The organism is Haloarcula japonica DSM 6131, from assembly GCF_000336635.1.
GTDB classification, from domain to species: Archaea; Halobacteriota; Halobacteria; order Halobacteriales; family Haloarculaceae; genus Haloarcula; species Haloarcula japonica.
This window is the reverse complement of the sequence record NZ_AOLY01000039.1, coordinates 194,688-217,209: the sequence shown is the minus strand read 5'-3', so window position 1 is coordinate 217,209 and position 22,522 is coordinate 194,688. Positions and strand designations below refer to the sequence as shown.

Here is a 22,522-nt window from a genome sequence, read left to right as displayed (position 1 = left end):
AAAACGGCTTCCGGTCGAACGACTCCAGGCGCGCTACTCTTTGAGGAACTCGTCTTTCGCGAACGGTTCGTCCTCGCCCTGCACGTCGATTACGTCGAGTGCGGTCACCACAGCGTCAGTGCCGAGCAGGCCGGCCAGGCTCGGCTCCGTGCGTCCTTCGTCGCTGGAGACGAGCTCCTTCACGTACAGGCCGCCCTCGCCGTGGATGCGGAGTTCGGCGTGGCTGTCGTCGGTCAGTTCGCCCGCGGCGTCGTACACCGTCCGCGTCCGGGTGATGTCGGCCCGTCGGTGGGTGACCCGCTGGGGGGTTTCCTGCTCGATGGTCGCCCCGTCCAGTTCCGCCAGCGCGTCTTGCAGTGCGTCGGCGTCGACCGGTGCCCCGAACTCCACGTCCATCCGGTAGGTCTTGGAGGCGTCCAGTTCCTTGACGCGCTCGACCATCTCGTGGGTCGCCAGGTGGAGGTCCGTCACTTCGACTTTGCCGTCGGCGAAGTCGTTGATATCTGCTTCGAGCGCGTCGGCGTCCACGTCGCGCTTTCGCGGTTCCATCACCTCGATGACGAACGGGCGGCCCGAATCGAGCATTCGGGCGTCGACGTCCTCGCGGCCGGCACCGTGGAACACCGCTTCTTCGCCGTCCATCGCCTCACGGACAACGGGCGCGGACAGCTGCTCGACGCTCTCGTCGTAGCGGTAGCCGCTGCCGCCACAGCCGTCGCAGGGCTCGCCCTGCCACAGCCCCGTGCCGTTGCAGTCGTTGCAGGGCCACTTCGTCTGGGGGATGTCGCGTTCGAGCTTTCGGTAGCGGCCGTAGACGAACGCTGAATTGACGTGGGTCTCCACCTCGTCCGTTGCGAGGTCGAGCGTGAGCTGGACTGCTGGACGGCCGAACTCCACCTCCGCGCCGGTCAGGTCCCCGATTCGTTTGCCCACTTCGCGGTTCAGTTCGGTCTTGAGCGCCTCGCCGGCGTCGGGTTCGAGGCCCACGTCCTCCCGGAGCAGTTCGTCGTTCTCTTCGAGCAACGGCGGCACTTTCGTCCCGACCTGGTAGGTGTCAAAGTCGTAGCCCCGGACCGCGCTGGCGGCCTGCTCGGCCCACCAGTCGAAGCGGTCGCACTCACCTTCACACACCCAGCAGTCCTCGCTGTCCTCGAAGGGGTCGTCGTCCGCAAGCGCGAGCGTCACCCGCAGGGCGTGGCCCCGTTCGGCGTTGGCCAGCCCGAAACTCCGGTCGGCGAAGAGCCGGCCGAGACAGGAATTACACAGCGGCCCGGTCGCAAGCGCCGCACGGGCGTCCTCAAGTATGCTCATTGCCTGAGCCGACGCGTCGCCACCGTAACTGCGTTTCGACCTCTCGGTCGCGTGGGCCAGGCGGAATCTGCGACCCCGCCCGCCATCACTCGCCGGTCACGCCGCCGTCGGCCGCGCCGCTCGACTGCGCTTGGTCGAACAGTTCGCCCGGAATCTCCTCGGCGGAGATTGAGACGGACCGCTGGGGGAACGGGATTTCGACGCCCTCGGCCTGGAACCGCTTGTAGATCGCGCTGTTGAGTTCGTGTGTCGCGCGGGCCGTCAGGGCCGGGTTCCCGACCCAGCACAGCAGTTCGAAGTTCAGCGCTGAGTCGCCGAACTCCCGGAACCGGACCCGCGGGTTCGGCCGGTCCTGGACGAGGTCCTCGGCCGCGGCCAGTTCGAGGAGGATCTCCTCGACCCGGTCGATATCCGTCCCGTAGGCGACGCCGACGGGGACGCGAATCCGGCGCTTGCGCCGCGGCGTCGACTCGTTGACGATGGCGGCGTTGTTGAGCTTCGAGTTCGGGACGGTGACGAGGATGTCGTCGCGGGTGCGGATGACCGTCGAGCGCACGGAGATGTCCTCGACGCGCCCGCGTTCGCCGGTCTCCAGGACGACGAAGTCACCGACTGCGTACGTTCCGTCGAGATACAGCGACAGCGAGCCGAAGAAGTTCGCCAGCGTGTCTCGGGCCGCTAGGCCGACGATGATACCCATAATCCCTGCTGAGGCCAGCAGCGGCGTCACGTCGATGTCCCACAGAATCAGCAGGAGCAGGATGCCACCGCCGGAGATGAGCGCGCTCCAGACGTTCTGGAGGATGGGAACCATCTGGCGGTCGATGTACGCTGAATCCGTCGCGAGAGCGGACGCCCGACGGCCGATGCGTAGCAACGTCACCATCCAGACGATGACGACCAGCGAGAGCGTCCCGGCCTCAAGCGAGACGGCGACGGCCGGTCGAACGTCGTAAATCTGTGCCCCGGCGTATGCACCGCCGAGGCCGACAGTGACGTACACGGCAGTGTGAATACCCCGGAAGACGATGTCGTCGACGTCGCCCTCAATGTGGGGCGTGACCCGCTTGAGCAGTCGGTCGCCGAGGACGCGGATGACCAGTGCGAACGCGACGCCGCTACCGACGAGCACCAGAAACCCCTGCCAGGCCGGCAGCCCCGACAGCAGGTCTACCACCCCGCTTCCCAGTTGCATACCTCCGTTTGGACACCAGCGCTATATATACTGTCACGTCGGCGGGCCGAACCGAACGGCCTTTGTCCCGCGGCGTCCGCTCCGTGGGTATGAACCCGATTCTCGTCGCTATTCTGCTGGGCCTGCTGCAAGGGGTGTTGGAGTGGATTCCGGTCTCCAGCGAGGGCGGCGTCGCCCTCGCGTCGACGGTGGTCACAGGCGTCTCACCCGCCGCTGCGACCCGCCTCGCACTCTTTCTCCATGCCGGGACGGCAGTTGCGGCCACGGCCTACTACCGCACCGAGGTCCGAACTATCCTGCACTCCATCCGGCAACTCTCCCGCCGCCCGTTCGCCGACGAGACAGCGGATCTCTCGTTTATCGTCATCGCGACGGCGGCGACCGCCGTCACCGGCCTCCCCGCGTACATGGCCCTCGACGCCGCTGTTTCGGAGTTAGAAGGCGGGCTTTTCCTAGCACTGGTTGGCGGCCTGCTCGTCATCACCGGCCTGCTCCAGCGCTTCGCCGCGGCGCTGTCGCTGGGTGAGCGCGAGATTCCGGACGGGATCGACGCCGTCCTCGTCGGTGTGTTGCAGGGACTGGCCATCCTTCCCGGCGTCTCCCGGTCCGGGACGACCGTGAGTGCGCTGTTGCTCCGGGGCCACGAGGGCGAGTCGTCGCTTCGACTCTCGTTTCTCCTCTCGATTCCAGCCGCGCTCGCCGCGAACGCACTGGTCCTCGTCGACGACGGCATCCCCGCAATCGACCCGCTACCGGCTGTCGTCGCCCTTGTCATGAGCGCTATCGTCGGCTATCTCACGGTTGACGCGCTGGTCCGACTAGTCCGAAAAGTCCCGTTCTGGGCTGTCTGTACCGTGTTTGGCGGACTCGGCGTCGTCGGTGGGTTGCTCGTCGCGCTGTGAGAGCGGTGCTGGAACTTATTTACCCTTCGGCGTCAAATCTCTAATATCAGCGGCCATGAGTGGTGACGAACGCAAGCTAGTCGACACGTCGGGGGACTTCCAGTACGTCGTCCGCGACGGCGACCCCGTGGCCGATCCGAAGTGGCGCTCCTGTCGACTCATCGTCACCAACAAGCGACTCGTTCTGGCGACGAACGGCTCGAAACAGCCCATTCCACACTCCAACATCACCCTTCCGTCGAACCCCGACGATCTGGTTCCCGATGGTGGGACTGGCGGCGCAACCGCGCTGGAGGTGGGTAACAACGTCCTCCTCGTTGATACGCCGAATCTGGACGACTTCGAGACGGAGTACGTCCGCGCGACGCTGCAGGGAGAGGTCATCCTCGCGCGACAGCAAGCGGTCGTCGGCGGCGTCGTTCAGGAGGACGCCGAGTGGAGCAAAGCGCGGTTTCAACTGGACGACGACGTCATTCGCCTCCAGTTCCCCGGCGGCAAGAGCATGTCCTTCGAAATCGAGGACGTCGGCACTATCGAAACCGGGACCAGTACGGTGATGGGCCAGGAGCGGGAGGTCATCGAAGTCGAACACACTGACGACCAGGGCCGCAGCGTCGAAACCCACATTTCGGGGATGGATCATCATACGCGGGCGCTGAAGACGCTGTTTACCCGCGTTATCGAGGACCGAGAGGACGATTACGAACTTTCGGAGATGGAGAGTCAGGTGTTGATGGCGCTGTACTCCGGTGTTTCACCGTTTGAAATGTCTGATTTCGTCGGAACGACGCCCGACGAGGTCGAGGAGATATACCAGAAACTGCTCGATATCGGGGCGGTTGACGAGGTCCGGGTTCGGACCGAGGTCGCGTTGAACGCACAGGGGCGAAATATGGCGAGTGAAGCAATGAGTGAGAAGTAGTGCGGCGCTACGCGCCACAGAACGAACGGCGAAGCCGTGAGTAGCGAGAGCCCGAGCGAAGCGAGGGGTCTCGAAACACGAACGGGGAACGATAGTGACCCGTGAGCAGTAGAGAGACGCGACGCGCCTCTGAACGAACGGTGCGCCAGTGTGACCCACAATGGCGATTCGTCTGCTGCGTCCCGTGGCCCGGCGAACTCGCGGGCTCCGCTGTTTTACTCGGGCAGGTAGTCGACGTCTTCGGCCTCCGTCACTGACACTCCGTCTGGGAGTTCTGACTCCGGGACCGGCGTCAGGGTGAGGACTTCGCCCGCCTCGGTCTGTACCCATTCCTGTCCTGTCGCTTGACTCCAATCGTGTGGTTCCCAGAACCCCGACTCAAAGCGCATCCAGATGTCGAGACCACTGTAGTACTCTCCCGTCGAACTTTCGTATATCATTGCTGACTCCACAGCAACTGCTGCTGTCGAACAGGTCAATGCATCTACATGGTATTATTACTACCGGCAGGGCGGAAATTCGCCGGGCTTGAGAATGGAAGGATGCTTGGATAGCACGGGTGCGACGGTGATTCGGCCACTGTATGCGTATATTTCACAGGGGTTCCGCGAACTGGCTGTGGATCCGTCACAATCGTGACTCAAGCGGAGGGCGATCTACTGCTGTTCCATCGCCATATCGAGCGACCAGAAGAAACCGTAGTACGCGACGACGCCACCGGCGAGCGTCAGGTAGTAGGCCCACTGGGGGCCCGACAGCAGGTCGAAGATGACGCTCACGGCGGTCACCCAGGCGATGGCGAACACGAGGTCGACGAACATCCCTCGTTTGTGGTCGCGCACATGGTTGCGGAGGGTGTCAACGACGCTCATCGTCGACCTCGCGTCGTCCGTAGCGGTCGTGGTCGGCTCAGTCCCATGCTAGTCACGCCTCGATATCCGTATCACCGTGGACGTCGACGACCAGCACCGGCAGCCGCGTCCGGCGCAGCACTTTCTCTGTGACGCTACCGAGGATGACACGTTTGAGGCCCGAGCGGCCGTGAGAGCCCATCACGACGAGGTCGATGTCGTTGTCCTCGACGAACTTTCGGATGGCGCGGGCCGGCTCGCCGGCGGTGACGTGCTCTTTAACATCGACGCCGTGATCGGCGGCGCGGTCGCGGACGTAGCCGGTGGCCTTGTCAGCCGCCTCTTTCACCTCGGTCATCTCGTCGAGGTTCCCCTGTCGGATGCGGTCGACCTGCTCTGTCCCCAGCGAGTAGCTGGTGGCGTCGACGTCGACGACGTACAGCGCGTGGACCGTCGCGCCGTACTTCGCGGCGATGTCGACCGCCTGATCGACCGCGTTTTCTGCGGTTTCGCTGCCGTCGGTCGGAACGAGGATGTTGTCGTACATTGGTTTAGTCGTCCGCGGGGGTACCGCCGCCAGTGTTGTCGCCGACGACGTCTGCGGCGGTCTCCTGTTGCCCCATCGGCTCGGGGCTGTGACACTGTCGAACCATCTTCTTCGTCTCCAGCGGCGGCTCGGGCGTCACCAGCGAGACGGCGATGGTGACGATGAACACGACCGGCGTCCCGATCAGCGCAGCGCCGATGGGCGGGACGTACTGGGCGTATATCGGAACGAGTGCGCCGCCTTCACCAGCGGCCGCTCCGAGCGCGCCGATGTAGTTCGGCAGGACGCTGTTGATAATCGAGGTAATCCAGATGAGCAGACCGAGCACCATCCCAGCCAGTGCGCCCTGACGGTTCGTGTTCTCCCACCAAAGACCGAGGAAGAACATCGGGAACAGGACGACGCCGGCCAGCGAGAACGCGTAGGCGACCAGTTCGCCGATGAGCGCCGGTGGGTTGAATGCGGTCACCGTCACCAGCGCGCCCATGCCGATGATCGTTCCGCGACCGATGAGCACCTGCTGGCGCTGGGTCGCGTCGGGGTTGATCAGTTCTGTGTAGATGTCGTGTGCGACCGCGGAGGAGGCCGTGATGAACAGCCCGGCGGTCGTCGCGATGGCGGCCGCCATCGCGCCGGCCGCGACGAGGCCGACGAACCACGTCGGGAGGTTCGCGAACTGCGCGGCGAGCACGACGATCACGTCGCCTTCAGCGCCGGACATGCCGCCTTCCGCGGCATAGGCGCTCGCACCGGTCGTCGCCTGAAAGAGGTCGACGCCGAAGGCCGCCATCGCTGGCGAGGCCCAGTAGAGCAGGAGGATGAAGAACAGCCCCCACACGCAGGACCAGCGAGCGACGCGCTCGCTCCGGACCGTGTAGAATCGGACGAGAACGTGCGGGAGGCCACAGGTCCCGACGATGAGCGAGAACGCTGTCGCGATCCAGAGGTAGAACGGCTGGTTCACGAACGGCGCGGAGAACTCGCGTCCGAGGTCGGCGATCAGCGCGCCGTACTCGATCTGTGGGAGCACCGTCGAGTACCCCTGTGAGAAGCCGACGACGTACACGCCTGCGAGGAACGCGACGATGAGGATCGTGTACTGGACGGCCATGTTCTTGGTCGCACCCAGCATCCCCGAAAGCGCGAGGTAGCCGACGGTGATGGTCATCATCACGACGATCATCGGGATGATATCGAGCCCGAAGACGTACTGCCCGACCAGCCCCATGCCGCGGGCCTGGCCGACGGAGTAGACGTACGCGATGAGCAGCGTGGTGAACGCCGCCAGCGCGCGGGCGGTCGGTGAGTTGAACCGGTCGCCGACGAAGTCCGGTGCGGTGTACTTTCCGAACCGGCGCATCTGTGCCGCAAGGAAGATGAGCAGGACGAAGTAGCCGGTCGTCCAGCCGACGATGAACGCCAGGCCGTAGAAGCCCGACAGCGCCACCAGTCCTGCGAGCCCCAGATACGAGGCGGCGGACATCCAGTTCGCGCCGATGGCCATTCCGTTCTCGATGTTGCCGATGCCGCGGCCCGCGACCCACATCCCCTCGGTGTCGGCCACCTTGAACACGTAGCCGATGACGAGGAACGACGCCATCATCAGAAAGACGATAATCGCCGGGACGAGCTTGAACGAGATGTCGAGCGCCTCTGCCTGTAGTGGGACCGTCACTGCTCGACACCCCCGTCAGTGGCCGCTGTCTCGCCCGCCTCGGGAGCCGTGTTATCGACGGAATCGGAATCGATCCCATACTTCTGGTCGAGACGGTCCCGGTAGCGCGTGTAGACGACCGCCAGTATGAGCGCGCCCGTCGGCGCACCGAACGAGACGAGGAAGTAGTGCAGCGGGAAGCCGAACAGGGGCGTCTGCACGGTCATCATCTCCGGGGCAAGTGCGGTCAGCGTCACCGGGCCGAACACGACCAGTGCCCAGAGCACGAAACTGCTCCAGATGATCTTCAGATGGTCGCGCATGAACGGCGTGCTCGGTCGTAACAGGTTCACCTCCCTGTCGAGGTAATCGATGTCATCGTGGGCGGCCGCCGTACCGCCATCTGATTGGATAGTTGACTCTTCTCGGTCTGCAGGCGTGTCTCTTGACATGAGTTTGGAAGCTTGAAAATTCGTGGTGCTGTTCGCTGCTACGGCTCAGTCACCCTGGACTTTGGTCTCGATATCACTGACGACGTCAGGGTTTCGCAGCGTACTCGTATCGCCCAGTTCTTCGCCGTTCGCGATGTCTTCTAGCAGGCGGCGCATGATCTTTCCGGAGCGGGTCTTCGGAAGCTCGGGCGTGAAGATGACCGCTTCCGGTCGGGCAATCGGTCCGATAGCGTCCTCAACACCGTCGATGATCGCGCTTCGAAGTTCCTCGTCTTCCTCGTAGCCGTCCTCGGTGATGACGTAGGCGTACACCGCCTCGCCCTTGATATCGTGGTCGCCACCGACGACGGCGGCTTCAGCGACACCTTCTACGCCGACGATGGCACTCTCGATCTCCATCGTTCCGAGACGGTGGCCGGAGACGTTGATAACGTCGTCGACCCGTCCGAGCACGGTGATGTAGCCGTCATCGTCGATTTTCGCGCCGTCCTCTGGGAAGTACACCCAGTCGTCGGAGTCGTCACTGTCGGTATCTGAGTACTCGGCCCAGTACTCGTTGATAAAGCGTTCGTCGTTCTTGTACAGCGTCCGGAGCATCCCGGGCCACGGTTTGTCGACGGTCAGGTAGCCAGCACGACCGGGTTCGACTTCCTCACCTTCGGTGTCGACGATACGTACGTCGTTACCTGGCAGCGGCGGCCCGGCCGACCCCGGTTTCATGTCCTTGATGCCGGGCAACGTCGTTATCATCATGCCGCCGGTTTCGGTCTGCCACCAGGTGTCGACGACGGGACACTCCTCGTTGCCGATGTGCTTGTAGTACCATTTCCAGGCCCGGGGGTTGATGGGCTCGCCGACAGTGCCCAGCAGGCGCAGGCTGGAGAGGTCGTGTTGCTCGGGGTACTGCTTGCCCCATTTCATGAACGCGCGGATGGCCGTCGGTGCGGTGTACAGTTGGTCGGCCTCGTACTCCTCGACGATATCCCAGAGGCGGTCCTTGTCGGGGTAGTCCGGCGTCCCCTCGTACATCATCGTCGTGGTGCCCAGCGCAAGCGGGCCGTAGACAATGTAGGAATGGCCGGTAATCCAGCCGATATCGGCCGAACAGAAGTACGTGTCCTCGGGTTTGATGTCCAACACTGCCTGGGAGGTCCAGGCCGCCCAGGCGAGGTAGCCGCCGGTAGAGTGTTTGACACCCTTCGGTTTCCCGGTGGTCCCGGAGGTGTACATGAGGAACAACATGTCCTCGGCATCGCGGTCGACCGGATCGACCGTTGCGCCTTCGTTGTCCGCGATGACATCCTCGAAGGCGACCTGGTTGTCCGCGTAGTCGTGGTCGAAGCCGTCGCCGTCCATCAGGCGCTCGGCGACGATGGCGCGTTCGACCTCATGGTCGACGCCGCTCAGTCCTTCGTTGGCTTTGTCGAGATGGTCGAGCGGGTCACCGCGGCGGTAGTAACCGTCGCAGGTGACCAGATATTCCGAGTCGGCGGCGTTCATCCGCGTCGCGAGCGCGTCCGCGGAGAAGCCGGCGAACACGACGGAGTGGGGTGCGCCGATGCGGGCACAGGCCAGCATGGCGATGGGGAGCTGCGGAATCATCGGCATATACATCGTCACGATATCGTCCTCGCCGACGCCCATCTCCCGCAGGCCGGCCGCGAACTCGTTGACTTTCCGGTGGAGTTCCTCGTAGGTGTAGGTGATGTTGTCCTCTTCGACTGGCTCACCTACCCATTCGATAGCGGCCTCGTCGCCGCGTTCGTCGAGGTGCCGGTCCAGACAGTTCGCCGAGGCGTTTAGCGTCCCGTCCGTGAACCACTCGTAGAACGGCGGGTTCGAGTCGTCGAGTACTTGGTTGTAGTCTTCCTTCCAGTCGAGAAGGTCGGCGGCCCCCTCCCAGCACTCCGGCCAGTTCTCTTCAAACTCGTCGTAGATACCCTCGTCTGTGACGTTCGCCTGCTCGACGAACGACTCCGGGGGCTCGAAAACCTCCTGCTCCGCAAGCCGCGCTTCTAGCTGGACATCTTCATCTGACATGGTCTATCATCGATATTTCACAGCGGCCATATAAACTGGGGGTCTAACTACGATAACACGAAACAGGGTGTCAGTTGTCGACCGGCCGCCGCGGTTCCGTCGGCCGGTCGTCGAAAAACGCGGTAAGGACCTTCTGCTGGGCCTTCCGGAGGTGGTTGTGCAACGTCGGTGACGAGACATCAAGCGAGTCTGCCAGCTCCTCGGCGGTCGAGCCGCGGGGCCACTCGAAGTAGCCGCTGTGGTAGGCCGCCTGGAGAACGGTCTCTTGCCGGTCTGAGAGAGTGTCGGTTAGTCGGTCACGGAATCCAGTGTCCGTCTCAGCCGGCCGTTCTGTCTCCCGCTTCGCTGCTAACGATGTCTCCCTGTAGGCGTCAGTGACGGCGTTGACCGTTGGTCTGATATCGGCCTCTCCGGGGAGCTCGACTGCGATAGTTGCGACACCGTCAGTGGCTGTCACAGACCGGATTCGCCCGCCACTCTCGACCAACTGGAGCGCAGGCGTATCGGTGACGATGACCTCCAGCAACACGCCGTCGCTGTGCTCTTCGAGGAGTCTAGCGTCGGCCACGCCGTCGTCGTCGTCCGCATACGAGAGTATCGCGTCAGCCGAGGCGCCTTCGACCATCAGGTAGTACAGCAGCGACTGGCCTGCAACGGGGACGACGCCGGACAGCTCGACCGTACACTGTAGTGCCTCGGAGACGCCGGCGGTAAAGGCTCGCTCGTCCCCACAGTGGAACTCCAGCTCGGTCACCGTGTCGGCAAGTAGGAGGCGCTTACGCTCGGCAGCGACCTGTGCGTGGCCGACCTGTACACCGAGCGCGGACAGTACGGCACGTTCGGTGTCAGTAAGGCCCTCACCCGCCGCGATTCCGACGACACCGGAGACGGTGTTTTCTCTGACGAGTGGGACCAGAGCAACTGGTCCAGTGTCATCGTCGACGACACGAACCTCACCAACGTCAAGCAAAGCGGTAACTGACTCGATGTGGGCCTCGATCTGCTGCTGGACAGCCGTTTCCGAGATTTCTGCCGTCACGCGCGGTGTCAGTCCGTCGCCGGTCCGCTCGGCGAGCCAGGCGAACTCGAAGCCCGCTGTCTCTGTTAGGTGGTCACAGACCGTTGCCGCCATCGCCTCACTGGTCGCGGCGGTCGCAAGCGCCTCGCTGACCGCCGTAATCCAGTCGATGGTTCGTTGCGGCTCACTTGCGGCCGCCTGCCCGCTGGACCCGTCGACGGCTGCGATGATAGTTTCGCGGTCTGGCTCGTCAAGCAGGGGGTCCAGCCGGTCGAGTCGGTCCCAGCCACCGAGTGCACAGACGACGTCCGGCGGAACGCCATCGTCCAGCAGGCTTGCTGCGAACCGCCATCGGAGGTCGCGTGATGAAACCTCCTTCAGGTGTGGTGTCGTCTCAGCGGCTCGGTCGGCTACCTCATTGACCAGCATCTGGAGCCGACGTGGGGAGACGGAAAACAGCGGCTCGTCGTCGTCCATTCCGGCCGAATTCGTGTACTTCCGCATGTCGTGTTCGACCGAATCCGGGAGGTACGTCTCGCGGACTACTTCGCCGCCCTCCCGAACAGCCAGCAGGCGATATCCCTCGAACTCGGTGATATCGGTCAGCCGCACGGCCGTCATCTCTGCCGGGCGGAGTCCGACCTCCGCGCCGAGCCGGAGCACGAGATCGGACCGGTGTGTCTCAGCTGCGTGCCGGAGCTGTTCGTACCCTCGCTCACCGATCCGGTCCGCTGCGCCGTCCATGTGTTTCGGCAATTCACAGAATATCGAAATAAGTATTGCGCCTCTGGCGCGGATACCAACGAAAATCAAACAGTAACACGGTCACTAAAGACACCACTGCCGCGATTACGCTTCGGGGGAATAGAAAAAGACGAAACGACTCAGTCCCTTCTCGTCGTCGACTGGATTTCGCCGAGGATTTCGGGGTTACGGAGCGCGCTGGTATCGCCCAGTTCCTCGTCGTTCGCCACTGCGGTTAGCAGGCGGCGCATAACTTTGCCCGAGCGTGTTTTGGGGAGGTCGGGCGTGAACACGATCTCCTTTGGGCGAGCGATACCGCCGATAGCGTTGACGATAGCGTCTTCGATGGCTACTCGGAGTTCACTCTCAGTGTAGCCGTCCTCCGGGGAGGCGAACGCGTACACCGCCGTTCCGGTCGTCTCGTCGTCGGCACCGACGACGGCGGCCTCTGCGACGCCGGTAACGCCGGCGACTGCCGACTCCAGTTCCTTGGTGCTGAACCGCCGCCCGGCGACGTTGATCGCGTCGTCGATCCGACCGAGGAACGTGATGTAGCCATCATCGTCGACTGAGACGCTGTCTTCGGGGTAGTACCGCCACCCTTCGGCGTTGTCCGGGACGCTGCCCCAGTCTGTTCCGTCCAACAGCGCCCGCGGCATCCCAGGCCAGGGTCGCGTCACGACGAGTTCACCGGCCGTGTCCGGCTCGGCCACCGTACCTGAACGGTCGACGACGGACGCCTCGATTCCCGGTAGCGGTGTTCCCGCGGCCCCGGGTTTCATCTCGTCGACGCCAGGCAGCGTCGACACGAGCACCGCGCCGGTTTCGGTCTGCCACCAGGTGTCGACGACGGGACACTCGCCGCCACCGATGTGTTCGCGATACCACTCCCAGGCGCTCGCGTCCATCGGTTCGCCGACGGTGCCCAGCAGGCGCAGGCTGGAGAGGTCATGCTTCGCGGGGTACTCCTCGCCCCACTTCATGAACGCCCGGACGGCCGTCGGTGCGGTGTAGAACACGTCGACGGCGTACTTTTCGATGAGCTTCCACAGCTGGTCTTTGTTGGGATGGTCCGCCGTGCCGTTGTAAAGCACTGTTGTCGTTCCGAGCGCGAGCGGGCCGTAGACGATGTAGGAGTGGCCGGTAATCCAGCCGATGTCGGCCGAGCACCAGTAGGTGTCTTCGGGCTTGATATCGAGAACTGACCGGGCGGTCCAGGCGACGTGGGAGAGATATCCACCGGTCGTGTGCGTGACGGACTTCGGTTGCCCGGTCGTCCCCGACGTGTAGATGCGAAAGAGCGGGTCGTCCGCCGCCCGCGAGACGGGCTCGACTTCGGCCCCCTCGTGTGCTGCCAGCAGGTCGTGATAGTCGTCGTAGTCATCGCCTAAATGTACGTCACGGCCCAGCCGGTCAAGTACCACGACCGACACGTCGTGGTCGACGGCGATTCGCGCGTTATCGGCCTTGTTCTTCTGTGCGACGGCGCTACCGCGGCGGTAGTAGCCGTCGCAGGTGATGAGGTACTCCGACTCGGCCCGCTCCATCCGTGTCGCCAGTGCGTCCGCGGAGAACCCGGCGAAGACGACGTTGTGTGGGACGCCAAGGCGTGCACAGGCAAGCATCGCGACCGGGAGTTCGGGCACCATCGGCAGGTACAGCGTCACCACGTCGTCGGTGTCGACACCGCGCTCCCGCAGCGCCGCAGCGAAGGCGTTGACCTCCCGGTACAGTTCGAGGTAGGTGTAGGTGCGGGATTCGCCGTGGTGACCCTCCCAAACCAGTGCGAGTTGGTTCTTCCGCTCGGGGAGATGCCGGTCGAGGCAGTTGTATGCGGCGTTTAATCGCCCACCGGGGAACCACTCGAACGGCGGCCCGTCCGTCCCACGGAGTACCGTGTTGAATGGCTCTGCCCAGTCGAGTAACTCGGCGGCCTCGCGCCAGCAATCGGGCCATTCCCGTTCGAAGCGGTCGTAGACAGCCGGGTCAGTCACGTTCGCCTGTTCGACGAACCAGTCCGGTGGTTCGACTGTCTCTCGCCCCGTCTGGGACTGTCCCCGATCCGGTTCGTCACCCCGTGTCATCAATTGACGATACATCGCCGCACGCAAAAAATATCCTATCTAATTGTGTACGATTCCGCTGTGAGCAGGCTGCCAGTGCAGTCGGCCGTTCTCACTTTCGACACTGGCGACGGAACTTATATTGAGTCCTGCGGACAACGGATGTACGAGAGGCCGGTACGGGGTATGAGCGACACTGAAAAGAAGATCGCCGATACGAAGGGGCAGTTCCTTCAGGCGGTCTCACAGGGCCAGCGCCTCACTGACGCCGAGTGGCGAAACTGTCGCATCGTCCTCACCACCGAGCGAGTCGCCCTGCTGGGCGACGACAAGCGACAGATTTCACTCACCGACATCGACCGTATCGCCGACCGATTCGACGTAAACCAGCAGAGCGCCGGTGTCTCCGACTACGTCGCGCTCTACGTCGGCGAGGACGTCATCCTCGTGTCGGCATCGGATCACGAGGCGTTCGAGACCGATTTCTACCGGGCGAGTCTCGACGGCGCAATCGTGCTGGTCCAACACCCGGCACTGAAAGGCGGCGTCGTCCAGTCCGCCGAGTGGACGAAAGGCAGACTCAAAGTGACCGACGAGGCGCTGAAGCTCGCGATGGCCGACGGGCAAGCGGTTGTCGTCGACCGCGCCGACATCGGCGACCTCACTGTCGAAGAGAAACAGGTCAGCGGTGAGGAGCGGACGGTCATTCAGGTCGAGCACAGTGAGGACGACATCAGCGTCGAAACACACCTCGCGGGCGAGGAGTTTCACGCCACTGTTCTCCGGACGATGCTCGAAGAGAGCGCCGAACAGAACCAGGCCGATTTGGACCTGAGTTCGACGGAGAAACGTGTCATCATGGCGCTGCACTCCGGCGTCTCGCCGTTCGACATCCCCAACTTCGTCGGCATCGACGTCGAGAAAACCGAGGAGATCTTCGACCGACTGATCGAACTCGACGTGATAAGCGTGCTCCGGGAACGGACCGAAGTGAATCTGACGACGAAGGGGCGTCGGGTCGCCGGCGAGCGGATGGGCGAGCAGTAGCCTGTAATCCGGAACCAGCGAAGCGTCGCGAGGGCGAATACCTCGGATTCTTTACTTATTTGGTTTCGACACCACAAACTGGACATGCGTGGCGAGTAGACACCGACGAATCTCAGTAAGGCCGCCATATTGAAGCCCCTCCTCCGTCTGCATCAGGTATGCACATCGATACGGCTGTGGTCCTCGCTGCGGGTGAGGGGACTCGCCTCCGGCCGTTGACGCGCAACCGGCCAAAACCAATGTTGCCAGCCGCAAACCGCCCGATTCTCGAACACGTCTTCGACGCGCTGGTCGAGGCGGGCATCGAGAAACTGGTCGTCGTTGTCGGCTACAAGCGCGACCGCGTTCAGGACCACTTCGGTCCGACGTACCGTGGCGTTCCGATTTCCTACGTGAGCCAGACGAAACAGCTCGGCAGTGGGCACGCACTCCTTCAGGCACGGAGCGTCCTCGACGGCCCGGTTCTGGTTATGAACGGTGACCGTCTCGTCGATGCGGCCACTATCGAAGCGGTAGATACCTCCTACGCGGAGACTGGGCACACAAGCATCGCTGTCATCGAACGACAGGACACCAGTCGGTACGGTGCTGTCGAGGTACAGGACGGCCATATTGTCGACATCGTCGAAAAGCCACAACACAGCGAGTTCAGGCTCATCAACGGCGGCGTGTACGCCTTCGACGGCGACATCTTCGAGGCCATCGACGAAACGACGCGGCACGCCGGCGAGCTGGCGCTGACCGACACCATCGAGCTGCTGCTGGAATCTAACCGAATCCGGGCGGTCGAGGTCGACGGAATGTGGGTCGACGCGACCTATCCGTGGGACCTGCTGACCGTCGCCCGCGAGGTGCTAGCGCGGGGGCGCGTCGTCGAATCAGCCCACGACGAGCAGGTTTGGGTCGATAACTCCGCACGCGTCCACGACGAGGCGACCCTCCAGTCGCCGGCCGTCATCGGCCCGGACTGTGAGATCGGGCCGGACGCTGTTATCGGTCCGAATGTCGCACTCGGGCGCAACGTCACTGTCGGGGCCAACAGCGTCATCCAGCACACTGTCCTCGACGCTGACACGCGTGTCGACCCGAGTTCGACCCTCGTCGACACTGTCACCGGTCAAGACGTGAACCTGGGCGTCAATACGGTCGTCCCCGGCGGCCCAGCCGATGTCCAGGTCGGCACAGAAGTGTTCGAGGACCAGCGGCTGGGCGCCGTCATCGCCGACCGTGCTGTTGCGCTCGGGGACGTGAGCTTCGTCTCCGGGTCGCTCGTGGGCCCCAACGCTCAGATCGCCACTGGCGTGACAGTCGATGGAACCGTCCGCGAGGGCGCGGAGGTGGTCCGCTGATGTGTGGGATCATCGGCTGTGTCGGCCGCGGCGACGAGACGCTCGACACGCTCGTCCACGGCCTTTCGAAACTGGAGTACCGCGGGTACGACTCCGCTGGCGTCGCGCTTGCAAACAGCCACATCGACCTGTGCAAACACTCCGGCAAAATCGCCGACTTGCGTGAGGCCCTCTCCGAACGAACGCTCTCGGGGTCGGTCGGTATCGGCCACACCCGCTGGAGTACGCACGGACCACCAACCGACGAGAACGCCCACCCGCATCAGGACTGCACCGGCGACGTCGCGGTTGTCCACAACGGTATTATCGAGAACTACCAGTCGTTACGGGACGAACTCGTGAGTGCCGGCCACACCTTCACATCTGATACCGATACGGAGGTCATCCCCCATCTCATTGAGGACGCGCTGGACGCTGGAGCCGACCCCGAAGACGCCGTCAGAGAGACGATCAGCCGACTCGAAGGCAGTTACGCCGTTGCCGTCGTCATCGCCGGTTGTGACTCGGTGTTCGCCGCACGGAACGATTCGCCGCTCGTCTTGGGCATCGACGACGACGCGACCTACCTGGCCAGTGATGTGCCCGCCTTCCGGGATTTCACCGACAAGGTCGTCTACCTCGCCGACGGCGAGTTCGCCCGACTCAACGGTGCCGGATGGACCGTCACTGATACCGACGGCAATATTATCGAGAAAGACATCGATACCGTCCAATGGGACCCAGAGGAGACCGGTAAGAGTGGCTACGACCACTTCATGCTCAAAGAGATTCACGAGCAACCCCGCGCGCTCCGGCAATGTTTGCGGGGCCGGGTCGACGAACTCGCCGGCACGGTCGACATCGGCGACCTCGGCGACCTCTCCCCGACCGGCGTCCAGTTCGTCGCCTGCGGGACCTCCTACCATGCAGCCCTGCACGGTGCACAATTGTTCCGCGAGGCGGGCATCCCTGCCCAGGCGTTCCTCGCCAGCGAATACGCAACAGGCACGCCACCCATCGGCGACGCACTCGTCGTGGGCGTCACCCAGAGCGGCGAAACCGCGGACACGCTTTCGGCACTTCGGGCGGCCCGCCGGCGCGGCGCGCGGACGCTGGCCGTAACCAACGTCGTCGGCTCTACCGCGGCCCGCGAATGCGACCACGCTCTGTACATCCGCGCCGGTCCGGAAATCGGCGTCGCCGCGACCAAGACCTTCGCCTCCCAGATAGCCGCGCTGAACCTGCTCGCGCTCGGAACGTCCACAACCGGCGACGCCCGGCAGGTCATCAGCGCACTCCGCGACCTCCCCGGCCACGTCCAGGAGGTCCTCGACGAATCTGCCGCCCAGGAGGTCGCTGAGTTATATCAGGACGCCAACGCCTACTTCTTCATCGGCCGCGGGTATCAGAATCCCGTGGCGCTCGAAGGTGCGCTGAAAATGAAGGAGATCACGTACAAACACGCCGAGGGCTTCGCTGCAGGTGAGCTGAAACACGGCCCGTTGGCGCTGGTAACCGAGAACACACCGGTGTTCGCTATTGTGACCGGTGACGACGAGCGCGCCCGCAAGACGATCGGGAACGTGAAAGAGGTTGAAGCACGCGACGCCCCAGTGGTCGCGATTACGGACGGCCAAAGTGATGTCGAGCGGTATGCTGACCACGTGCTCGAGATTCCGGCGACGCATCCGCGAGCCGCTGCGGTGCTTGCGAACACGCATCTGCAACTGGTGTCGTATCACACAGCTGCGCTGCTGGGGCGGAACATCGACAAGCCACGTAATCTGGCAAAAAGCGTGACAGTCGAGTGACCAGCGTGTAGGCGGCTACTCGCGCTGGTGGTAGTTTTCTGGTGATTCCGGTTGTTCGAGGAACTTTGCAGCATGGCTGTTTTTGATCCAGAGAGGACCTTTTGAATGGACTGGGCCATTGAGTCGAGACCGGCATCTTTCCAGAGTCGTGTATCCTGAGGTGTGACAGCGTCGAGAACAGCGAATAACGGACCGACAGTGTGTGTTTTACGTAGATTGATGACGATGATCGCTTGCTCCGGTTCTGTGATGAGTCAGCGGTAGATTCTGGATGCTCTAGTTATCTTGAATAACCGAGCACAAATACTGCTGAGCGTCGAGTGCTCGAAACTCTATAAAAGCTCATCGGGAAGTGACTTGAGAGTTGAGTTCTCGCCAGCCGACTGGAGACGCTGTTTTACCATTATGACGTCTCTGTGACCTTCATCGATAGCCTGAAACCACGGTCGGTTTGATCGTTACGGTACCTCGTTCCAGTGTCACGACGCATCCCTGCTGGAGTGTCTGGGCTCTTCGCTTGGTCTCTGTAACTTCACAACAGGCCTCTGCCGATCGTTTTTATGCAGTTTCTCGTTGATCTGGTGTCCTTTCTCACGAACGGTGTGAAACTGTTTACGCTCTTCGTAACAGGTACTCTGTACTACTCGTGACAGATCTGAATGGTTTTGATACGGCGATAACAAACTCTTCGAGGGTATTCGATTGTAGAACCTGTTTCCGATCGAAGTATTCCGCGGCGTGTAAACGGTTCTACGGGTTTTTGTACGCAACTATTATGTCGATAATGACACTCCAGATCTGTCTCGAAACGAGTTTCATATCGTAAGTAAACGACTGGTCACGCACGTACTCTAGGTCGTATCGCAGCTTTTCGCCGGGTTCCTTCCCAGTCACGTGATTGACTTGGGCAGGCCCGGTCAGGCCCGGTTTGACGAACCATCGTTTCTGCCAGTCAACGACACCGGTCTGGATATCCGAGTCTAGTTCCGGGCGTTCGGGCCGTGGCCCGACAACACTCATATCACCTCGCAGTATCGACCAGAGTTGTGGGATCTCATCTAGGTGTGTCTGTCGCAGCACTCGACCAACCGATGTCACGCGTGGATCGACCTCACCCGCATCCTCGTCACTGATTTTCACGCCGGTCTCGTTTTCGGCGTTCTCGATCATTGACCGGAACTTGTAGATGGAGAAGGTTTCGCCGAACACTGCTGTTCGGTCTTGCCGGTACAGTATCGAGCCGCCGTCCTCCAGCTTTATTGCGACTACAATTCCGATGATCACCGGCGATAGCGCGACCAGTCCAGCCGATGCGAACGCGATATCGAACGCGCGCTTGAGAATGTAGTCCTGTATGTCCCATGGTTCGACCTCTACGTCGACTAGCGTTCCGACCCCACTGCTGGTGGTCAGTACGGAGTCTGTATGGTCCCGGTGGACTTTCGCGTTGACGCCGTATTCGTAACAGGCGTCGAGAGCGCCGAAGAACTCTGCCCGGTCGGCGTGTTCAAACGCCAGCACAACAGTGTCGATATCATACTCGACGAGTACGTCCTCGATTCGCGAGAGGCCACCCAGCCGTTCCAACCCGCTGGGGTTCGTTCCGCCGTCAGCGATGGCTTCGGTCCGTTCGATTGCCGTCATAACACTCGTTGGGCAGAGATAGCCCAGAAGTGTCCCGTCGACCTCACTTGCGACTTCCTCTATCACCTTGAGGTCGTCCCCAACGACGATGGTTCGTTCGCCGTTTGACGACGGTCGCTTGCGAATCCACACGAACCACGAGGGCAATGCGACTAGTAATAAGGGAGTCACTAACACGACAGTCAAGCGCGGCAATCGATACGTGTAGTCAAAATAACCGATTGTCGCCAGGACAAGAACTGCTACGAGCACCCGCTTCTGGGCCAGTGCTATAGCGTCGAGAATTCTTCGCGGACGGGGTTTGTACAACGGGAGGAACACACTAACGACGACTGCGATTGTGACCAACAGTTCAAACGTGAACTCTGACCCAGTTGGGGGGTCAGTCGGTAGCCGATTGAACACCGGGATGGTTGTCGCTATCGACTGGATGGTTGCGTTGTTGACAAGCGCGACGGCGGCCGCTGTCAGCACGACGACGCCGGCTACACTTGCAACCCGATACCGCCAGCCACTATCCATTATCAGTGTGATTACCGAGTTCCGGGATAAGTCCTGCGTCCCGGGACTCAAATATAGAAGCTACTGTGTGAGGACACGCAGTCCAACCGCCCTGAATTCGCGAGTTGACGTATCCACAGCAAACGTACCAGCGCAGTTGTGTCGGCTATCACAACGTCGCTCTAACTCGCGTTGTGCCCGCTCCCTTTGGTGCTGTACGATGGATCTCGTCTCACGATGGTGTCCAGCCTTCCGATTGAAATACCGTACAACTGTGTGGCCTACATGGCTGTGTGGTTACACTAGTTGCTGGTGGGACGACCCGCTTTAGTCTCTCACTCGCTTGCAGCGATGTTCTCGGCGGATCTCTCCGGGTCAACCTCGCCCTGTAGCCGTTCCTCGGCCTGATCTCGGTCCTCGGGATAGCCGATATCGTTCCGCCAGCCATCCATGCGGATCGCGTCGATCGTTCTCCCGGAGTGCAACAGGAGGTCAATCGCATCACTGATTTCGTACTCGCCGCGGTTGGAGGGTTGCACCAGATGGCAGGCGTGGAAGATGGCCGGCGTGAACGTGTAGAACCCGGTCATCACTAGGTTTGACGGCGGCTCCTCCGGTTTCTCGACAACTTCGGTGATCTCGCCGTACTTGTTGGTGTCACAGACACCATACCGCCCGGCCTCATCCCATGGGACTTCCTCAACGAGGAAAGCGGCGTCAGCACGTTCCTCCGCCTGACGGTTGACGACATCTCGGAGGTTCGCTTCGAAGATGTTGTCGCCGAGCATCAGCATGAAGTCGTCATCGACGTGCTCCTCGACGGTCAGAAGCGCGTGTGCGAGCCCGTTCTGTTCGCGCTGGTGGGTGTAGGTGATCGGGACACCATCGAACTCGTCCTCGTAGTGATTAATGATGGCCTGCTTCTTGTAGCCGACAACTACCAGTAGTTCGTCAGCGCCTAGTTCGATCAACTGTTCGAAACAGTGGGTCAGAATCGGTTTCCCTGCGACCTCTACCATTCCCTTCGGCTTGTCTTCGGTCAGCGGGCGGAGACGGGTCCCTTCACCAGCAGCGAGTACGACAGCTTTCATATATCTCAATTCGTTGGCCGTCCGATAAAACTCTTGTCGAATTATAAGATCCGAATTATAATATCCGCTCCTTGACTACTGCCGCTCGATGAACGTCAGTATTGTCGGGAGCGGATACGTCGGGACGACGGTCGCGGCGTGTCTTGCGGATCTCGGGCACGAAGTCGTAACGATAGACATCGACGAAGACATCGTTGATGCAATCAATGACGGCGAGTCACCGATACACGAACCTGGGCTTGATGAACTCGTCGCCGAACACGGTGGTGGGCGACTCCGGGCAAGTACCGACTACGAGGAAATACTCGACACTGAGCTAACGATGCTAGCGCTCCCGACGCCCTCCAACGACGATGGAAGCATCGACCTCCAGTTCATGGAAGCCGGTGCTGCATCCATCGGTGAGGCGCTGGCCGGTGCCGAGCGCTCGGCCGACGACCCGCACCTCGTCCTCACGAAGTCCACTGTCGTCCCGAACACGACCGAAGATCGGCTCGCGCCCCGTATCGCCGACGCCGGTCTCGAACGCGGGACGGACTTCCTCGTCGCGTCCAATCCCGAATTCCAGCGCGAGGGGACGGCCGTCGTGGACTTCCTGAACCCCGACAAGCTCGTCTTCGGGACGGACGACGACCGAGCCACGGACCTGCTCCATGACCTCTACGCGCCGCTGCGCGAGGCTGCTGACGGCGACGTGCCGGTTGTCGAAACCGGTATCTCCGAGGCCGAGATGATAAAGTACGCCAACAACACGTTCCTCGCGACGAAAGTCAGCCTGATAAACGACATCGGAAACATCTGCAAGGAGTTCGGCGTCGACGCCTACGAAGTAGCCGATGCTATCGGACTCGACAACCGCATCGGCGAGCAGTTCCTCCGGAGCGGTGTCGGCTGGGGCGGCAGTTGCTTCCCGAAGGATACGGACGCCATCATCGCTGCAGCGCGGGAGCAGGGCTACGACCCTGCTGTCCTCTCGGCGGCCGTAGAACTGAACGACGCCCAGCCAGAACGGCTCCTCTCTCTCCTCGGCGACCACGTCGACGTGTCCGGGCAACGCGTCGCCGTTCTCGGGTTGGCATTCAAGCCCGGGACGGATGACATTCGGAACACGCGAGCGGTTCCAGTCATCGAAGGGCTGCAGGAGCGTGGCGCAGACATCGTCGCCTACGACCCCGTTGCGACCGAGAATATGCGCGAGCGCTACCCCGACATCGAGTACGCCGACACGGCCGCGGCCGCCCTCGCGGGTGCCTCCGGCGCTGTTGTCGTCACTGACTGGGACGAGTTTGCGGCGCTCGATACTGAGTTCGACGAAATGGCCGACCCTGTCGTCGTCGATGGCCGACGCATCATCGAGCGGCGCGACGGCATCACCTACGAAGGGTTGACCTGGTAGCGAGG

Annotated in this window: 18 protein-coding genes; 6 read left to right on the top strand and 12 right to left on the bottom strand. The window is 62.2% G+C overall.

The features are described 5' to 3' along the window. Window positions 1-33 precede the first annotated feature (33 nt). Both C444_RS15460 and C444_RS15455 read right to left on the bottom strand, forming a co-directional pair. Window positions 34-1,311 (bottom strand): tRNA pseudouridine(54/55) synthase Pus10, encoded by a 1,278-nt coding sequence (locus tag C444_RS15460; RefSeq protein WP_004593939.1) that lies wholly within the window; start codon window positions 1,309-1,311, stop codon window positions 34-36. A gap of 85 nt (window positions 1,312-1,396) precedes the next feature. Next, the gene (locus C444_RS15455; RefSeq protein ID WP_004593938.1) at window positions 1,397-2,506 is read right to left on the bottom strand and encodes a mechanosensitive ion channel family protein; all 1,110 of its coding nucleotides are present in this window, start codon (window positions 2,504-2,506) and stop codon (window positions 1,397-1,399) included. An 89-nt stretch (window positions 2,507-2,595) separates the two neighbouring features. Here C444_RS15455 and C444_RS15450 point away from each other — a divergent pair, with 89 nt between their 5' ends. Next, window positions 2,596-3,408 (top strand): undecaprenyl-diphosphate phosphatase, encoded by an 813-nt coding sequence (locus tag C444_RS15450; RefSeq protein WP_004593937.1) that lies wholly within the window; start codon window positions 2,596-2,598, stop codon window positions 3,406-3,408. Window positions 3,409-3,463: 55 nt separating this feature from the next. Continuing rightward, entirely contained in the window at window positions 3,464-4,330 is an 867-nt protein-coding gene (locus C444_RS15445) for a CheF family chemotaxis protein (protein ID WP_004593936.1), read from the top strand. 215 nt (window positions 4,331-4,545) lie between these two features. Here the strand turns inward: C444_RS15445 and C444_RS15440 are convergent, their stop codons facing one another. From C444_RS15440 to acs (C444_RS15405), 8 genes are all read right to left on the bottom strand, one after another. Continuing rightward, the gene (locus tag C444_RS15440) at window positions 4,546-4,770 is read right to left on the bottom strand and encodes a hypothetical protein (RefSeq protein ID WP_004593935.1); all 225 of its coding nucleotides are present in this window, start codon (window positions 4,768-4,770) and stop codon (window positions 4,546-4,548) included. Window positions 4,771-4,986: 216 nt separating this feature from the next. Continuing rightward, window positions 4,987-5,202 carry a hypothetical protein gene (locus tag C444_RS15435; protein ID WP_004593934.1) on the bottom strand — a complete coding sequence of 72 codons (216 nt, stop codon included), beginning with the start codon at window positions 5,200-5,202 and terminating at the stop codon, window positions 4,987-4,989. Between the two features lie 52 nt (window positions 5,203-5,254). Then, window positions 5,255-5,728 carry a universal stress protein gene (locus C444_RS15430; RefSeq protein ID WP_004593933.1) on the bottom strand — a complete coding sequence of 158 codons (474 nt, stop codon included), beginning with the start codon at window positions 5,726-5,728 and terminating at the stop codon, window positions 5,255-5,257. Between the two features lie 4 nt (window positions 5,729-5,732). Further along, window positions 5,733-7,403 (bottom strand): sodium:solute symporter family transporter, encoded by a 1,671-nt coding sequence (locus C444_RS15425; RefSeq protein ID WP_004593932.1) that lies wholly within the window; start codon window positions 7,401-7,403, stop codon window positions 5,733-5,735. Continuing rightward, the gene (locus tag C444_RS15420) at window positions 7,400-7,834 is read right to left on the bottom strand and encodes a DUF4212 domain-containing protein (RefSeq protein WP_004593931.1); all 435 of its coding nucleotides are present in this window, start codon (window positions 7,832-7,834) and stop codon (window positions 7,400-7,402) included. Before C444_RS15420 ends, C444_RS15425 begins: the two co-directional genes overlap by 4 nt. Before the next feature lie 45 nt (window positions 7,835-7,879). After that, the gene (gene acs, locus C444_RS15415; RefSeq protein WP_004593930.1) at window positions 7,880-9,874 is read right to left on the bottom strand and encodes an acetate--CoA ligase; all 1,995 of its coding nucleotides are present in this window, start codon (window positions 9,872-9,874) and stop codon (window positions 7,880-7,882) included. A gap of 70 nt (window positions 9,875-9,944) precedes the next feature. Next, the gene (locus tag C444_RS15410; RefSeq protein ID WP_004593929.1) at window positions 9,945-11,636 is read right to left on the bottom strand and encodes a bacterio-opsin activator domain-containing protein; all 1,692 of its coding nucleotides are present in this window, start codon (window positions 11,634-11,636) and stop codon (window positions 9,945-9,947) included. Window positions 11,637-11,776: 140 nt separating this feature from the next. Next, a complete protein-coding gene (gene acs / locus C444_RS15405) occupies window positions 11,777-13,720 on the bottom strand; it encodes an acetate--CoA ligase (protein ID WP_004593928.1) in 1,944 nt (647 codons plus the stop codon). A gap of 165 nt (window positions 13,721-13,885) precedes the next feature. Here acs (C444_RS15405) and C444_RS15400 point away from each other — a divergent pair, with 165 nt between their 5' ends. The 3 genes from C444_RS15400 (at window position 13,886) to glmS (ending at window position 17,885) form a co-directional block, all read left to right on the top strand. After that, window positions 13,886-14,746 carry a CheF family chemotaxis protein gene (locus C444_RS15400; RefSeq protein ID WP_004593927.1) on the top strand — a complete coding sequence of 287 codons (861 nt, stop codon included), beginning with the start codon at window positions 13,886-13,888 and terminating at the stop codon, window positions 14,744-14,746. Window positions 14,747-14,904: 158 nt separating this feature from the next. Continuing rightward, complete coding sequence (glmU, locus tag C444_RS15395) at window positions 14,905-16,095, top strand: bifunctional sugar-1-phosphate nucleotidylyltransferase/acetyltransferase (RefSeq protein WP_004593926.1); 1,191 nt, start codon at window positions 14,905-14,907, stop codon at window positions 16,093-16,095. After that, window positions 16,095-17,885, top strand: a complete 1,791-nt coding sequence (gene glmS, locus C444_RS15390; RefSeq protein WP_004593925.1) for a glutamine--fructose-6-phosphate transaminase (isomerizing) — start codon at window positions 16,095-16,097, stop codon at window positions 17,883-17,885. Before glmU ends, glmS begins: the two co-directional genes overlap by 1 nt. Window positions 17,886-18,635: 750 nt before the next feature. Here glmS and C444_RS15385 read toward each other — a convergent pair. After that, complete coding sequence (locus C444_RS15385; protein ID WP_004593924.1) at window positions 18,636-20,051, bottom strand: sugar transferase; 1,416 nt, start codon at window positions 20,049-20,051, stop codon at window positions 18,636-18,638. Window positions 20,052-20,365: 314 nt separating this feature from the next. Next, window positions 20,366-21,121: a UTP--glucose-1-phosphate uridylyltransferase AglF gene (gene aglF / locus C444_RS15380; RefSeq protein ID WP_004593923.1), complete on the bottom strand. Its 756-nt coding sequence runs from the start codon at window positions 21,119-21,121 to the stop codon at window positions 20,366-20,368. 88 nt (window positions 21,122-21,209) lie between these two features. On the opposite strand from aglF, the gene aglM reads away from it, so the two are divergent. Continuing rightward, window positions 21,210-22,517: a UDP-glucose 6-dehydrogenase AglM gene (gene aglM, locus C444_RS15375; RefSeq protein ID WP_004593922.1), complete on the top strand. Its 1,308-nt coding sequence runs from the start codon at window positions 21,210-21,212 to the stop codon at window positions 22,515-22,517. Window positions 22,518-22,522: the final 5 nt, after the last annotated feature.

Bases quoted from the DNA above. Each gene is read 5' to 3' on its own strand.
- C444_RS15460 (WP_004593939.1), bottom strand. From the start codon at position 1,311: ATGAGCATACTTGAGGACGCCCGTGCGGCGCTTGCGACCGGGCCGCTG.
- C444_RS15455 (WP_004593938.1), bottom strand. From the start codon at position 2,506: ATGCAACTGGGAAGCGGGGTGGTAGACCTGCTGTCGGGGCTGCCGGCC.
- C444_RS15450 (WP_004593937.1), top strand. From the start codon at position 2,596: ATGAACCCGATTCTCGTCGCTATTCTGCTGGGCCTGCTGCAAGGGGTG.
- C444_RS15445 (WP_004593936.1), top strand. From the start codon at position 3,464: ATGAGTGGTGACGAACGCAAGCTAGTCGACACGTCGGGGGACTTCCAG.
- C444_RS15440 (WP_004593935.1), bottom strand. From the start codon at position 4,770: ATGATATACGAAAGTTCGACGGGAGAGTACTACAGTGGTCTCGACATC.
- C444_RS15435 (WP_004593934.1), bottom strand. From the start codon at position 5,202: ATGAGCGTCGTTGACACCCTCCGCAACCATGTGCGCGACCACAAACGA.
- C444_RS15430 (WP_004593933.1), bottom strand. From the start codon at position 5,728: ATGTACGACAACATCCTCGTTCCGACCGACGGCAGCGAAACCGCAGAA.
- C444_RS15420 (WP_004593931.1), bottom strand. From the start codon at position 7,834: ATGTCAAGAGACACGCCTGCAGACCGAGAAGAGTCAACTATCCAATCA.
- acs (WP_004593930.1), bottom strand. From the start codon at position 9,874: ATGTCAGATGAAGATGTCCAGCTAGAAGCGCGGCTTGCGGAGCAGGAG.
- C444_RS15410 (WP_004593929.1), bottom strand. From the start codon at position 11,636: ATGGACGGCGCAGCGGACCGGATCGGTGAGCGAGGGTACGAACAGCTC.
- acs (WP_004593928.1), bottom strand. From the start codon at position 13,720: ATGACACGGGGTGACGAACCGGATCGGGGACAGTCCCAGACGGGGCGA.
- C444_RS15400 (WP_004593927.1), top strand. From the start codon at position 13,886: ATGAGCGACACTGAAAAGAAGATCGCCGATACGAAGGGGCAGTTCCTT.
- glmU (WP_004593926.1), top strand. From the start codon at position 14,905: ATGCACATCGATACGGCTGTGGTCCTCGCTGCGGGTGAGGGGACTCGC.
- glmS (WP_004593925.1), top strand. From the start codon at position 16,095: ATGTGTGGGATCATCGGCTGTGTCGGCCGCGGCGACGAGACGCTCGAC.
- C444_RS15385 (WP_004593924.1), bottom strand. From the start codon at position 20,051: ATGGATAGTGGCTGGCGGTATCGGGTTGCAAGTGTAGCCGGCGTCGTC.
- aglF (WP_004593923.1), bottom strand. From the start codon at position 21,121: ATGAAAGCTGTCGTACTCGCTGCTGGTGAAGGGACCCGTCTCCGCCCG.
- aglM (WP_004593922.1), top strand. From the start codon at position 21,210: ATGAACGTCAGTATTGTCGGGAGCGGATACGTCGGGACGACGGTCGCG.